Here is a 13,012-nt window from a genome sequence, read left to right as displayed (position 1 = left end):
GATTATAGGTCCTGAGGCTTAACAGTGCTTCTGTTATTAGAATCTGTTCTGCCCATAGCATCATCAAGCATAGCGTAAATCTTTTCGTTGATAGCATCAAGAGTTTCTGATGCTGTCATCTTTCCGCCCTCTTTGATGTAGGCCTTAACCTTGCTCGCTACAATGAGCGGCTCCTTTGGTGCTGACTTCTTTGCTGGTTTTTTCTTGGTCGTCTTCTTCTTGGTCGTCTTCTTTGCAGCACTTTTCTTGGTTGATGTTTTCTTCGCTGTCTTTTTGGCAGTTTTCTTAGCAGTTTTCTTTGCCATAGAGTAAACCCCCGGTTTTAAATAAAGTTAATAAACACTTAACAACCCTAAACACATGTTTAGCAGTTTTTTTAACGTATGTTCCAAAGAACGTGTGTACAGACAGAGCAAGCCCATTATTAATCTTCGACAATGCCTGAACTACTTGAATCCCTCAACCTGGTTGTCCAGATACTTAGATATAACGCTCTCCAAGTCAACGCCGTTGATGTTTGCCAGTGTACAAAGCCAAGCAAACACATCGGCGAACTCCTCCTGCTTGTTTTCAAAGTCGTCGCCGGAAAGCGCGGTAGCAAGCTCTCCAACCTCTTCAATAAACCAGAGAAAGGTGGCGTTAGTGCCGCGCTTCCGATCAACTTCGCCATACTTCTCTTCAATAAATTTTTGGAATTCTGATATTTCCATTGAAGAGAGGTATTAGCCTTTGATAACTGCAGAAAGCTTGACATTTACTAAGACATTCTTTGTCTTGTCAACTGCCTCTTTGCAAGCATCTGTGATGTGCTTCATATAAGGAAGCTCTTCACATCTTTCCGGCAGCTGAATCTCGCTGTTAGCAGGGCCGTCAACTGCTTCGATAATTTCGAGCAGGTTGATATCGCCCGGCTGCTTTGCAAGATAAAAACCGCCTCTTGGCCCTCTCTTACTTCTGAGGACATTTGCCCTTACAAGATTCTGAAGAATCTTAAGCAAATACTCGAGAGGAATGTCGAATTCTTTGGCAATGCTTGATGCAAGAATCGCAGTCTTCGGATCACCATTCTTAGCAATGTAAGCTGCCGCAATTAAACCGTAACCTGTAGATCTGCTGAATTTCATTTAGTAACCCTCCGCAAAATCTAAAAACAATTAACAATAACGGGAACCGACCGGCTAATCGGCTCGCCTGGTTTCTCAAACTTTAATTGATAATACACTTCCTACGTAATATTTCAAGTTTAATTTGTGTTTTAGTAAAAAAAAATAAATATTTTCTGTAACGATATAAATATTGCTTAATCAGAAAATCCCTCGTCCCAGTCTTTCCATACCGGTTCAAAACCCATTTGGCTTATCACCTTTGCTACATCTTCAGGCGTTCTGTCGTCGTCGATCTCGAACTGCGAAACAGTTTCATTTTCGCTGCCTGCATACCCGCCCGGATTCGTCTTAGAACCGGCGCTAATCCTTGTTACACAGATACTTAGCGTATTTTCTCTGAATTCGGAGGTCTCTCTTGTGGAGATGGTTATCCCGATATCGGGGAAGCAAAGCCTAAGAGCGAGCATCATCTGAACAGTCTCTCTGTCAGATACGAAGCTCACAAAATCCTGCGGGTCGACCTGCTCGGCCGGTCTTATTCTCGGGAATGAAATTGATACTTGGGATTTCCAGAAATTTTTTATAAAAAAATTGCCGTGTTCGGCCATTGCGAGGGTTTCTTTTCTCCAATCGCTTATCCCGAGCAGTGAACCGAGACCGATTCTCCTAAAACCTGACTCTGCTGCACGCTGTGGTGTATGCAGGCGCCAGTTGTAATCTTTCTTAGGCCCTTTGGTATGCAGTTTGGAATAAATGCTGCGGTCGTAAGTTTCCTGATATATCGTTATTCCGTCTATGCCGGCGTTGTAGAGCCTTTCGTAATTCTCTTCACTGCATGGGTAAATTTCGATATCTATAGCTGCAAAGAGCTTTCTTATCCTGCCTGCAAGCTCTTCAAAGTATTCCACAGATGCGTAATCGGGGTCTTCCCCGGAGAGCAGAAGGATATGGCGAAAGCCCATCGAGCGGATCGCCTCTGCCTCTTTTACGGCCTGATCTATGCTGAGTCGGGTTCGCTTAAACTTGTGCGTAAAGTTGAATCCGCAGTATGCGCAGTTGTTTTGGCAGTAGTTGGAAACGTACAGAGGGGCATAGAGCTGCCTTGCCCTGCCGAATCTGCGCAGGGTCATATCCTTGGCCTGCCTTGCCATATCCTCCAGGTTCGCTGAGGCAGCAGGCGAAAGCAGGCGTGCGAGCCTCTCGATTGAATATTCAGCAGGTTTTTCAAGCTCAGAAAAAGCCTGCCTCTGGGTTGTCTCTTCAAGAATTCTTGAGATTCTGCTCTCAGGGTCGAAAATTTCTTCCGGAACGCTGAATTGCTTATTCTGCATTTTTACCTCCTTTCAGTCTCGTAAAAAGCCTGTAAGCGGGCTTGAGGCGTTTGCTGTTTCGCTAACGCATCCAGGGCCTGCAAGATATCCCTGTCTGCCAGCCTCCACAGACTTTGCGAATGCCTGAGCCATCTCAGAAGGCTTATCGCATACAGCGATTGCCGTATTCACGAGTACTGCATCTGCTCCCATCTCCATAGCGTCCGCTGCATGTGAGGGAAGCCCAAGACCGGCATCCACAACAACAGGCACTGAGGCCTGTGAGATAATTATCTTTATTGAATCGCGGGTTTTGATGCCTTTATTTGAGCCTATCGGAGCTGCCAGCGGCATCACAGTTGCGCAGCCTGCATCCTCAAGCTTCTTGGCCAGAACAGGGTCTGCATTAATATAAGGCAGCACGATAAATCCCTCATCTACAAGCTCTTTGGCTGCTTCCAGCGTTTCTACTGGATCGGGCAGAAGGTAGTACGGGTCCGGAGTTACTTCCAGCTTAACCCATTCAATCCCGCTCGCAGCTCGGGCAATCTTGGCAAGCCTTACGGCCTCTTTTGCATCCCTCGCTCCGGATGTATTCGGAAGAAGCTGGACGTTCTCACGCATAATCGCAGAGAGCATATCATCGCTGCTGTCTTCTATATTCACCCTGCGAAGGGCAACAGTTACCATCTCAGAACCGCTTGCCTCTATAGCATCGCTCATAATTCTGTTTGATGCAAATTTGCCTGTGCCTATAAAAAGCCGGGAGCTGAATTCTCTTCCTGCTATTATCATTTTATCATTCATTATCCGCCTCCGACGAATCTGATAAGTTCAATTTTTTGCGAATCTTTAATTTTTGTATTCTCGAAATTGCGTTTCTCCACAATCTCACCGTCCACCTCTGCAACTACTGCCGCGCTGTCTATACCTAAATGGTCTATGAGCTCCTTCACGGTGGCAGGGGCGCTGTTATCGGAGAAATTCATATCCTTGCCGTTTACTCTTATTTGCATAGCTTTTCCTCTAAAAGTTCTAAAACGCAGTTTGCCTGATGCGCTGCTGCTATCGTAACTCGCGGCGCCCAGAGGCTGCCCAGCTCTTCCACGCTGCTTTTCATATCGCCGGCGATATACAGCCTCTCGCTGATTTTCGTTGTCTTTATCTCGTTGCTCCGGCCAAGGCCGGCCGCTCCGCTTCCTGCAACTACGATAAATCTGCCTGCTTTCAGCAGAGTTTCGATAAGCTCCTGTTTGCTTTCTGCTTTATCCAAGCACTCGCATACTATATCGCATCCTCTGAAAACCTCGCAGGCATTTTCGCTGCTCAGCCGAACGGTATGCTTATCTATACGGCAGCTCGGGGAAATATTCGATGCAATCTCTGCTATGGCATCTGTTTTCAGCTTGCCGATATCAGAAAGCCTGTAGCATTGCCGAGCGAGGTTGGATGAGTCCACTCTGTCGAAATCGGCCGTCGTTAGCCTGCCGGAGCCAGAGCGAATCAGCATTTCACCAACATGACTGCCCAGCCCGCCTAATCCTGCAATCCCTATTCGGGCATTCTTCAGAACTGCCTTCAGCTTTGCGCTGCTCTCTGACTGTTTGCGGAAATTATCTTGTATATTCATTTTACCCATAAAAAAAGCACGCCCGCAAAGGACGTGCAAATTTTTCTTTTTTGCCTTCCTTCGCTGGTCTTAACCAATCAGGTTCGAAGGGTCGCCGCACGTGCGGCCTCTCAGCTCTGAAAAGAGCTCCCCCGGCTGTATGTCTATTTTAACATCTATGCTGCTGATTTCAAATACAATTAAATCAAAAAACAGTTCACAGCCATCCCATAAGTCCATAAATTTATCGTTGAGGGCTTGTTTATTGTATTAAAACGCCCTTTTCTTGAAGGATTTGAATTACCCCAGTTTGCATTTTTTTTTTGCTTTTGTTCAATTGGCAGTTTTTTGCTCAATACTGCCCGCTCTCTTTTCACCTCTTTATTTTCGTAAAATCTTGCTACATATTAAAACCCGGCAAATAAGCCTGCTGAGGGCTGCCAACCATACGCGGTGAACCACGTGCTGTCCCACAGGGAGCCATAACGCTAAAAACATCCAGCCGGCTGAATAATACACCCCTCAGTAAAGTAAACAATCGGCTGAATGCTCCTTTCCACTGACCGAGGAAACCTATATACCTTATTAAAATATAAGCCAGCATAGCCGTCCATACTTGCCATAGAATTGCTTTTTGGCTATGCCCTAGGAAATCGCTTAGCTGCAAAGTCTGTTTTATCTGCTTGAAAAACACCTCTATACCCCAGCGGCACTTATATAGGTCGCAAATACTGCTCGGCGCCCACTGCATATTGTTCGTGATAAATTTCATAAGCTTTTTCTCGCCGTTAATTTCCACATAAGCCTTAACTAAACGGAGCTTCTTCGGGTATGCCTCGCGGCTTTTCGGCATTTCAAGTTCAATTAAAGCATCGTATTGGATATTACCTTTTGGTTCTGTATTCTGTTTAACAAAACGATATTTCATATTATCTTTGGCTCTGGTAACCCAGAATAATTCTCGCCTGTCAAGATCTGCTAGATGCTTAAAATCCACGTAAGCCTTGTCAAAAACCGCTATTTCGCCGCTTTTAAGGTCCTGACAGAGCTGATAAGCTTCTGTCGAATCATGGGTTGAGGCTTCTTTTACAATAGCAAATTGAGGCAGGAACGTCTGGAGATTCAGCTGCATATGGCACTTTGCAGCCGCTTTTCGTCTGCGATGTTTAGCCCAGTCAATACAGTTGGCTACAAGCTGGATCGTGGTTGAGTCAACCGCATATATTGCTCTCTTAAAACGCCTCGGAAGGCCGGAATACTTATGGCCTCTCCCAAAATCAAGATGTTTGTTCTGGATATGGGACAGCACCTCCCAGAAGAGAGTCTCTGCCATAAGAGGATCTCGAACCCTGTTTGCATGAGAAAGCCCATTCCTGCTTGGAGGGGTTGCACGGCGGATAGGAGTCAAAGCTCCAGAATGATTACGCAATGTGTCGGAAACGTCGTTGAGCGAGAGACTGTGAGCAATCTGGACATGAAGCATAGATACAATGTGCGACCAGCAAGAAAATGTTCGTGATTGCTTGTCAATACCGAAAGACCGAGACAATTTTGAAACAAGATGTGCAGGAATATGTTGGCATATTTGCTTAAGAATGCTATATTGATGTTTGGCGGGTGTCATGGGTTACTCCTAATTTGTTTAATTAGACTGAAAGAATTAGTGTAACTCATACCCCGCTGATTTTAAAGAAACATCTTGTATTTTGCTCTTCTATGGGATGACTGTGAAAACAGTTCATTCCTTAAATCCCGAAAATTAAAAAATTTCAAGCACGGCTGTTTATCTTTTACTTACAATCATTTACGTTCTGTAATTGCATAGTTGAGGCCTTTATGAGATGTGTATTTAATACCTCACAGACCAGCAGGACAGCAGATACTAACTGTCTCAATCTGAATGTGCAGGATAAGGATATTAAACAATAACAGAAGGCAATGTTAGCAGGTTATTTTGATGTTTTAAGTGTGATTCTCGGTTCGCCCATAAGGCACCAGTCGTATGCCTGTTCTCCGTCGGCATCTGTAATCATAAATGTTATGAATCTTGCATCGCCAACAGGCAGAGATACATCAGCCGGCGCGTCTAATGCAGTTGTGTTTACCCGAGAATACTTTACCTCACCATCAAACAGCAGATACCAGCTCAGGTTTACATCTGTCCTTTCGAGAGTATTCTCTGGTACTCCGATTCGAGCCTCGAATTTATCGAGAGGTGCGAAATCCACATGCTCCCGCATCTGTTCCAAATCAAAGGTGATGCCTGAATTTGTGTGCATATAGACAGCGGGGTGTGCTTCTGTGCCGTACTTCACATCTCCGAGTTTAAGCGGATAACACGCCAAATGAGGACCGTATGGCTTTACCTTATACTTCCCGCGGTATTTAGGGCGTTGGCTGATGCTCGGGCCGTTGGCTATTATGCTGAAGAAGATAGAGTTGGTCTCACTTTCCCAGCTGAATTTATGACCTTCAGAGCTGATCACTGCAGATTTACCTGTCGGCACAAAAACCCCGTCTATAAACGGATTATCGCCCACTTTGCTGTAGCCCTTTCTGCCTTTTCGAAGTTTTGAAACGCCTTCGTAGCTGGTTTCATATTTGCCTGTATCAGGCAGGTAGCCGGAGCCTGTTTTTCCGGTGCCGAAGCCGGCGCCCCCGCCTGTTATATCTGCGAGGTCTATAAATCCTTCTCCGCGCCACATTATACCGTTCTTTTCAGATATATACCGTATAAAGGCAGAAGGTTTAATGTCTATAAGCGATACTTTCCCGTCTGAATCGGAAACATTTATCGCAGTGTTTTCTGTAACATCCATACTCACGCGGTCAAAGCCTCTAAGTGCTGCTACTGTTGTCCTGCCTTCTAAGACGTGAAGCTCTGTATCTCCATTGAGCATTGATTGCACGCCGAATTCTGTCCCGAGGTCAACTATGTTCGTATTGCCTGATTTAACTGCGAATCCTATAGCACTCTGCGGGACCGTAGCGTAAAGCATACCGTAATCCAGATCGATGCGGTCTTCTGAAACAATCTGGTATTTTGCCGGAGCCTCTATCGTGATAATTGCCCCGTTAGCAAACATCATTTCGAGGCAGCCATCTTCAAGTATTGTAGATTCTCTGGATATAAGCACGCTTTCTCCTGAGCTGATCAGCTTGCCTGCATTAGTACGTGCGTCCAACGCATCGCTTACTCTGCCTACCGGAGCCAGTTCAAATTTGCTCTGCCAAAAGAAAGGAACTGCAATTATCGCAATAAGAGCTGCCACGCAGCCGGCCAAAAGGTAAAGCTTATACTTTGGAAACCTCTTTACGTTTTGATTTTCTGTATGATTCCCGCAGCTTTTTGATGGTGGGTGTTTATGTCTGTCTTTTTTGCCCAGTGACGGGGCGTTTCGTTCCTCTTCAAGAAGCTCTTCGAACATCTGTTCGGGAATATTCAAAATCCCATTCTCCCCATCTATAAGCTCAGATACACCCCTTGCGCGGAATCTGCTGTAGAGGTTTACAAAATCAACATATACGACCCTGGCATGTCCGTCAGATTCCAGAATATCAGCAAGCTCCTGCTGCATATTCTCAGAAGCCGACCCGTCCAGGTTGGCCAGTATCAGTGCGTATAAATTTATATTATTATGTTTAGAGGTCATTTCTTGCTTTCTTCCTGTTCACGCAATTCATCAGAAGCTTGTGTATCCTTGCAAGGGCGTAATGGGCTGCCCTTGCAGATTTGGAAATCTTAGCCCCAATGCTCTTTAGGGTGAGGTTATCTTCATATCTCAGACGGATTATGTCCCTGTCTTGGGTCTTCAATTCTTTTATACATAATTCAAGCAGTTCGCTTTGTTCATCAACAGGCTCTCTGCTGCAGTAGTCCTGTTCGATTAGATCCAGCAGATCGCTGCTGAACCTAACTTTCCTGTTTTTGTTTTTCTTGTAAAAGCTGAGCACCTGATACTTTGCGATCGTCATCGCCCAGCTTCTGAAGTTCATAGTCTCTTTGTAATTCGGGAATTTCTTCCACATTACAGTGGTAACTTCCTGCATGATATCGTCTGCATCGTTCGAATTCGATACCAAAGAGAGTATAAACGCGTAAACGCGTTTCTCATGCTTGATAAGAAGTCTTAAAAAGCGGTTTGTATCTTCGTCTCGTCTGTCTTCATTAAACTTTTCCATTTCTCTAATAGTGTCTTATCCGAAGTGAGCGTTATTTTACGAAAATTTTTTCTAATTTAACAATTTTTCTTCTTTTTCTTAAGTTTATCACCGAATAGCAATACCCTTTTCTTGATAATTACGTTTCAGTTTATTATAATCCTCTTTGTTGGAGCATTGAAATTGAAAATGATATTATAGTCTCGGTGCGGAAATGATTTGGAACAAAGAAATCGAGCAGATGCCTCTGGATAAACTCAGAGAGATTCAGTCTGCCAGGCTTTCAAGGCTGGTAAAATACGTTTACCAGAACTCGGATTTTTACAGAGCCAAGCTGGACAGAGAAGGCTTGAACCCCTCAGAGATCAACGGACTTGAAGACATCGAAAAGCTTCCCTTTACAAACAAGACAGACCTTCGAGACAGCTACCCCTTCGGGCTTTTCTCCACAGATGTAAAAAGGCTCTCGGAGGTGCACGTTTCCAGCGGCACTACAGGTAACCCTACAGTTGTGGGATATACCAAGGAAGACCTCCAGCTATGGGCTACGGTAGTGGCAAGGTGTCTATGCCTTGCTGGGGCAGAGCAGGGCGATATGCTTCAGGTTGCCTATGGGTACGGGCTTTTCACAGGCGGTCTCGGCCTTCATTACGGCGGAATCGAGATGGGGCTGACAGTGATCCCCGCCTCCAGCGGGAACACCCAGCGTCAGCTGAAGATGATGCAGGACTTCAAGCCCCGCATAATCGCCTGCACGCCGAGCTACGCTTTGTATATGGCAGACGAAGCGAGAAAGGCAGGCCTTGATCCGGCAAAGAGCAGCTGGGAGATTGGTATTTTCGGCGCAGAGCCGTGGAGCGATTCGATGAGAGATGAAATCGAAGAGTCTCTCGGCCTGATTGCAACGGACATCTACGGACTAAGCGAGATAATCGGGCCGGGCGTATGTCAGGAATGTACATACAAAGCCGGCCTGCACATATTCAGCGATGTATTCTACCCTGAGATAATAGACCCGGCCACAGGCAGGCAGCTCCCGCCCGGAGAAGACGGCGAGCTGGTTATAACAACGCTTACGAAAGTGGGAATCCCGCTTATCAGATACCGCACGAGGGATATTGTGAGTATGGATGTTTCTCCCTGCCGCTGCGGACGCACGAGCCCGAGACTCAGCAAAATTAAGGGCAGAACTGATGATATGATGATTATACGAGGGATAAACGTATTCCCGTCTCAGATTGAAGATGTCCTTCTCAGCATAAGAGGCACTCAGCCTCACTATCAGATCATCGTTGACCGTGCTGAAAGCGGGATGGATACGATAGAGATTCAGGTTGAGGTTGAGCAGCAGATGTTCTCTGATGAGATCAAGCAGCTCGAGGCCCTTGAGAGGCAGATTAAAGAAAAGATGGATTCGGTGCTTTCTCTGGGCGTTAAAGTAAGGCTTGTCGAGCCCGGGACGGTTGCAAGGAGCGAAGGGAAGGCTAAGCGAGTTATTGACAAAAGAGGGCAGAAATAATCCCGCAATTTGTGAGGTGAGAAATGAAGATTACTCAGATATCAGTTTTTCTTGAGAACAGAGCAGGAAGGCTCTCTGAGGTGTGCCGGCTTTTCGGCAAGAACGATATAGACATAAGGGCGCTGAATATCGCAGAAACAGAATCCTTCGGCGTTATGAGGGTGATTGTGAACAAGCCCGAAAAGGCGATCGAAGTTTTGCGGAATAATAATGTAACTGCAAACATAACTGACGTAGTGGCTGTGGAGATACAGGACCGCCCGGGCGGGCTGTCTGAAGTATTAGATACTGTTACCGATAACGGGCTGAACGTTGAGTATATGTACGGCTTTATGGAAAGACAGCAGGGCAAGGCGATTATGGTCTTCCGATTTGAGAATCCCGAAAAGGCAGCAAATGTTCTCAGCGAAAAAGGCCTGAACGTCTTAAGCAGCGATGTTATACTATAATTCAGCAAGGTCTGAGTGAAGGCTGAAGCTGTATTGCTCCACAGGCGAACAATATTACTTCTGAACTATTACTAATAATTGATTTTGATTAGTTAAAGGAATATAAATGCGCAGATTTTTCATAACACTTGTAATAATCTCTTCAGCTTTGCTTGCAGGAGGGGAAAAGATTGAAAAGATAATAACAAAGCTTGAGAAGCGTGCAGACTCCATATCCTCGCTCAGAAGCGAGATTAAATACACAATAGAAGAAGATAACGGGATTTTCGAAACTAAAACTGAATATTCTGGCAGATTTTCCTTTTTCAGACAAAAAGCGGATGGCAGAAAAAGAGAAAAGGCGGCGGTTGTTTTCCTTACAAAGAAAAAAGATGACGGGGAGCCGATAAAGGAAAAGAAGAGATACGTTTTCAACGGCGTATGGCTGGTAAAATTCGACTATCCTTTGAAGCAGGTTTCAAGGGTGCAGCTTGCGCCTGAGGATAAACCTATCGGCACCTTAGACCTTCTTGCCGAGGATTTCCCTATTGTAGGCTTTGGCAGCAGAAAGAAGCTTAAGCAAGACTATAAGATTACACTGCTTGAGGAAAATGAGAAAAACATTTCCCTCGGCCTTAAGCCCGGCGAGAAAAGCGATAAAAACAAAGAGCTCGTCATAGATATTGATAAAGAACTGTTTGTTCCGAAGAAGATAACCGCAAAGCTCAAAGGCCAGAGCGAAACAATGCAGATCAGCTTCAGCGGCATAAAGATAGACGAAAAAATCAAAAGAAAAGATTTTTCCGTTGAAACTCCTGAAGGCTTTTCAGAGAATATAAAGAGATTAGAAAAAACCGGAAGTAAATCAAAGGGAGAAAAAAATGGCTAAAGCACTTGTTATATACTACTCACGCAGCGGAAATACCAAACGTATGGCCGAGCTGATCTCTGATTCGATCAGTGAGAGCAGTCTCGAATCTGAATGCAAGGCTGTAGCAGATGTAACTGTGGAAGAGCTGGCAGAAGCTGATGCTGTGATTCTCGGGTCGCCAACATACTACGGACAGATGGCAGGCGAAATGAAGAAGCTCCTCGATGAGACTGTAAAAAGGCATGGCCGGTTCGACGGAAAAGTCGGAGGTGCGTTTACAAGTGCTGTGAATGTGGGCGGGGGAAATGAAACCACGCTTATGGGCATACTCAGCTGCCTTCTTGTGCACGGGTTTGTAATTCAGGGCGACCCTCAGGGCGACCATTACGGCCCCGTATCGCTTTCAAAGCCGAATGAAAGAGTAGAGAAGCAGTGCAAAAGATTTGGAAAGCGTATCGCAGAGCTTACGCTCAAAATTGCGGAATAAATCTTTCAGCGAGAACCTGCTTAACAATCATACACCAAAAAACATTATTGAAATGAAGGGGCGTTCCATTTCGGACGCCCCATTTTTTGCTTCTTGATAATGCTTTCAACTTCAGGGTAATTCCATAAAGGCTTTTTATCAGATTAAGATTTGATCAATAATCTGAGCTCTAAGCGATAGTAACGTTATCATCCAGATAAACATCCTGGATTGCGTGGAATATCTTAACTCCTTCATCCATCGGCTTCTGGAAGGTTTTCCTTCCGCTGATAAGCCCCATTCCGCCGGCACGTTTATTTATAACTGCGCTTTTAACCACCTGCTGGAGGTCGTTTTCGCCTGAAGGCCCGCCGGAGTTTATTAGGCCTCCTCTTCCCATATAGCAGTTGGCAACCTGATATCTCGTTAGGTCTATCGGGTTATCGCTTGTGAGTTTGTTGTAAACCAGATCGCTGGTTTTGGAGAATCCGATATCCTTAAACCCGCCGTTGAGCGTGGGCTGTTTCTGCTTGATCAGATCGGCCTCGATTGTAACACCGAGGTGGTTTGCTTGGCTGGTCATATCAGCGGAGGTATGGTAGTCTTTCCCGCCGGTCTTGAAGTCGTTGTTCCGCAAATAACACCAAAGCACAGTAAACATTCCAAGGCTGTGGGCGATTTCAAATGCGTTTGCTATCTCCTCAATCTGCCTGTTTGATTCCTCTGAACCGAAGTATATTGTAGCTCCTATGCCCGCAGCTCCGAGATTGTAAGACTGTTCTACGCTTGCAAAGAGCCTCTGGTCGAACGTGTTTGGATAGGTGAGCAGTTCATTGTGGTTTATCTTTACGATAAACGGAATCTTGTGGGCGTATTTCCTCGAAACCGCTCCAAGCACGCCGAATGTGGACGCTACTGCATTGCAGCCTGCCTCAATCGCAAGCTTAACGATATTCTCAGGGTCGAAGTAAATCGGATTCGGAGCGAAAGATGCCCCCGCAGTATGCTCGATTCCTTGGTCAACGGGGAGTATCGAAAGGTATCCCGTCCCGCCGAGGCGTCCGTGCTCGAAAACGTTTTGCAGATTCCTCAGCACACGAGGCCCGCGGTCGGTCTGCGAGACAACCCTGTCAACAAAATCAGGGCCGGGCAGATGGAGCATTTGGTTATCAATAGTTTTGCATTGGTGTTCCAGAAGCCCCTTGGCCTCACTTCCGAGAATTGATTCCAGATTATTACTCATAAGATTCTCCTTTAGATAAATCATATTCTGTTTCAGAAAACATCTTCTTTAGAGATATTAACATATAAATTGCCGATTCAAAAATTTAAAAAATAAAAAACTTCAATTTTCATACTTATTTTTCTTTGACAAGTTCAAAGTTGCGTTATAATTGCTTATGTTTCGGTCTGTAAAAGCAGTCTGAAGCGCCTGATTCACGAAACAGGATGTGATAAAAGGCTCAGCGGATTTGGCCTTGCGGGCTTGCGATGCTCTGTATGCTTTTTTAGAAAAGCTCTCAGGGGCGCAGGCTGACGGCC

Annotated in this window: 15 protein-coding genes and 1 riboswitch; of the genes, 4 read left to right on the top strand and 11 right to left on the bottom strand. The window is 45.4% G+C overall.

Features of this window, described 5'->3' with window-relative positions:
* Positions 1-2: 2 nt before the first annotated feature.
* The 10 genes from L21SP3_RS05670 to L21SP3_RS05625 form a co-directional block, all read right to left on the bottom strand.
* Positions 3-305, bottom strand: coding sequence for a hypothetical protein (locus L21SP3_RS05670; RefSeq protein ID WP_077539914.1), 303 nt, complete (start codon positions 303-305; stop codon positions 3-5).
* A 141-nt stretch (positions 306-446) separates the two neighbouring features.
* Positions 447-710, bottom strand: coding sequence for a MazG nucleotide pyrophosphohydrolase domain-containing protein (locus L21SP3_RS05665; protein WP_077539912.1), 264 nt, complete (start codon positions 708-710; stop codon positions 447-449).
* A gap of 12 nt (positions 711-722) precedes the next feature.
* Positions 723-1,124 (bottom strand): RrF2 family transcriptional regulator, encoded by a 402-nt coding sequence (locus L21SP3_RS05660; protein WP_077539910.1) that lies wholly within the window; start codon positions 1,122-1,124, stop codon positions 723-725.
* A 176-nt stretch (positions 1,125-1,300) separates the two neighbouring features.
* A complete protein-coding gene (gene thiH / locus L21SP3_RS05655; RefSeq protein WP_077539908.1) occupies positions 1,301-2,437 on the bottom strand; it encodes a 2-iminoacetate synthase ThiH in 1,137 nt (378 codons plus the stop codon).
* Positions 2,438-2,449: 12 nt separating this feature from the next.
* Positions 2,450-3,223, bottom strand: coding sequence for a thiazole synthase (locus tag L21SP3_RS05650; protein WP_077539906.1), 774 nt, complete (start codon positions 3,221-3,223; stop codon positions 2,450-2,452).
* A complete protein-coding gene (thiS, locus tag L21SP3_RS05645; RefSeq protein WP_227806823.1) occupies positions 3,223-3,432 on the bottom strand; it encodes a sulfur carrier protein ThiS in 210 nt (69 codons plus the stop codon). Before thiS ends, L21SP3_RS05650 begins: the two co-directional genes overlap by 1 nt.
* Complete coding sequence (thiF, locus tag L21SP3_RS05640; RefSeq protein ID WP_161488113.1) at positions 3,423-4,046, bottom strand: sulfur carrier protein ThiS adenylyltransferase ThiF; 624 nt, start codon at positions 4,044-4,046, stop codon at positions 3,423-3,425. The genes thiS and thiF overlap by 10 nt, the downstream gene beginning before the upstream one ends.
* A gap of 38 nt (positions 4,047-4,084) precedes the next feature.
* A riboswitch (TPP riboswitch) is annotated at positions 4,085-4,189 on the bottom strand.
* A gap of 236 nt (positions 4,190-4,425) precedes the next feature.
* Entirely contained in the window at positions 4,426-5,649 is a 1,224-nt protein-coding gene (locus L21SP3_RS05635) for an IS4 family transposase (protein ID WP_077539794.1), read from the bottom strand.
* A gap of 325 nt (positions 5,650-5,974) precedes the next feature.
* Positions 5,975-7,678 carry an NPCBM/NEW2 domain-containing protein gene (locus tag L21SP3_RS05630; protein ID WP_077539903.1) on the bottom strand — a complete coding sequence of 568 codons (1,704 nt, stop codon included), beginning with the start codon at positions 7,676-7,678 and terminating at the stop codon, positions 5,975-5,977.
* The gene (locus L21SP3_RS05625; RefSeq protein WP_077539901.1) at positions 7,668-8,207 is read right to left on the bottom strand and encodes a sigma-70 family RNA polymerase sigma factor; all 540 of its coding nucleotides are present in this window, start codon (positions 8,205-8,207) and stop codon (positions 7,668-7,670) included. The genes L21SP3_RS05630 and L21SP3_RS05625 overlap by 11 nt, the downstream gene beginning before the upstream one ends.
* A 193-nt stretch (positions 8,208-8,400) precedes the next feature.
* On the opposite strand from L21SP3_RS05625, the gene L21SP3_RS05620 reads away from it, so the two are divergent.
* From L21SP3_RS05620 to L21SP3_RS05605, 4 genes are all read left to right on the top strand, one after another.
* Positions 8,401-9,705: a phenylacetate--CoA ligase family protein gene (locus L21SP3_RS05620; protein ID WP_077539899.1), complete on the top strand. Its 1,305-nt coding sequence runs from the start codon at positions 8,401-8,403 to the stop codon at positions 9,703-9,705.
* 23 nt (positions 9,706-9,728) lie between these two features.
* A complete protein-coding gene (locus L21SP3_RS05615; protein ID WP_077539897.1) occupies positions 9,729-10,154 on the top strand; it encodes an ACT domain-containing protein in 426 nt (141 codons plus the stop codon).
* 106 nt (positions 10,155-10,260) lie between these two features.
* A complete protein-coding gene (locus L21SP3_RS05610; protein WP_077539895.1) occupies positions 10,261-11,022 on the top strand; it encodes a LolA family protein in 762 nt (253 codons plus the stop codon).
* Entirely contained in the window at positions 11,015-11,491 is a 477-nt protein-coding gene (locus L21SP3_RS05605) for a flavodoxin family protein (protein ID WP_077539893.1), read from the top strand. The genes L21SP3_RS05610 and L21SP3_RS05605 overlap by 8 nt, the downstream gene beginning before the upstream one ends.
* Before the next feature lie 169 nt (positions 11,492-11,660).
* On the opposite strand, the gene L21SP3_RS05600 is transcribed toward L21SP3_RS05605, so the two are convergent.
* Positions 11,661-12,713 carry a class I fructose-bisphosphate aldolase gene (locus L21SP3_RS05600; protein ID WP_077539892.1) on the bottom strand — a complete coding sequence of 351 codons (1,053 nt, stop codon included), beginning with the start codon at positions 12,711-12,713 and terminating at the stop codon, positions 11,661-11,663.
* Between the last annotated feature and the right edge of the window lie 299 nt (positions 12,714-13,012).

This window comes from Sedimentisphaera cyanobacteriorum (genome assembly GCF_001997385.1).
In the GTDB taxonomy this organism is placed as follows: Bacteria; Planctomycetota; Phycisphaerae; order Sedimentisphaerales; family Sedimentisphaeraceae; genus Sedimentisphaera; species Sedimentisphaera cyanobacteriorum.
Note: the sequence above shows the minus strand (reverse complement) of the source record. Positions and strands in the feature narration are given on the sequence as shown.

Coding starts and splice junctions, on each gene's coding strand:
- L21SP3_RS05625 (WP_077539901.1), bottom strand. CDS start 8,207: ATGGAAAAGTTTAATGAAGACAGACGAGACGAAGATACAAACCGCTTT.
- L21SP3_RS05610 (WP_077539895.1), top strand. CDS start 10,261: ATGCGCAGATTTTTCATAACACTTGTAATAATCTCTTCAGCTTTGCTT.
- thiH (WP_077539908.1), bottom strand. CDS start 2,437: ATGCAGAATAAGCAATTCAGCGTTCCGGAAGAAATTTTCGACCCTGAG.
- L21SP3_RS05665 (WP_077539912.1), bottom strand. CDS start 710: ATGGAAATATCAGAATTCCAAAAATTTATTGAAGAGAAGTATGGCGAA.
- thiF (WP_161488113.1), bottom strand. CDS start 4,046: ATGAATATACAAGATAATTTCCGCAAACAGTCAGAGAGCAGCGCAAAG.
- L21SP3_RS05600 (WP_077539892.1), bottom strand. CDS start 12,713: ATGAGTAATAATCTGGAATCAATTCTCGGAAGTGAGGCCAAGGGGCTT.
- L21SP3_RS05635 (WP_077539794.1), bottom strand. CDS start 5,649: ATGACACCCGCCAAACATCAATATAGCATTCTTAAGCAAATATGCCAA.
- L21SP3_RS05615 (WP_077539897.1), top strand. CDS start 9,729: ATGAAGATTACTCAGATATCAGTTTTTCTTGAGAACAGAGCAGGAAGG.
- L21SP3_RS05650 (WP_077539906.1), bottom strand. CDS start 3,223: ATGAATGATAAAATGATAATAGCAGGAAGAGAATTCAGCTCCCGGCTT.
- L21SP3_RS05605 (WP_077539893.1), top strand. CDS start 11,015: ATGGCTAAAGCACTTGTTATATACTACTCACGCAGCGGAAATACCAAA.
- L21SP3_RS05630 (WP_077539903.1), bottom strand. CDS start 7,678: ATGACCTCTAAACATAATAATATAAATTTATACGCACTGATACTGGCC.
- L21SP3_RS05660 (WP_077539910.1), bottom strand. CDS start 1,124: ATGAAATTCAGCAGATCTACAGGTTACGGTTTAATTGCGGCAGCTTAC.
- thiS (WP_227806823.1), bottom strand. CDS start 3,432: ATGCAAATAAGAGTAAACGGCAAGGATATGAATTTCTCCGATAACAGC.
- L21SP3_RS05620 (WP_077539899.1), top strand. CDS start 8,401: ATGATTTGGAACAAAGAAATCGAGCAGATGCCTCTGGATAAACTCAGA.
- L21SP3_RS05670 (WP_077539914.1), bottom strand. CDS start 305: ATGGCAAAGAAAACTGCTAAGAAAACTGCCAAAAAGACAGCGAAGAAA.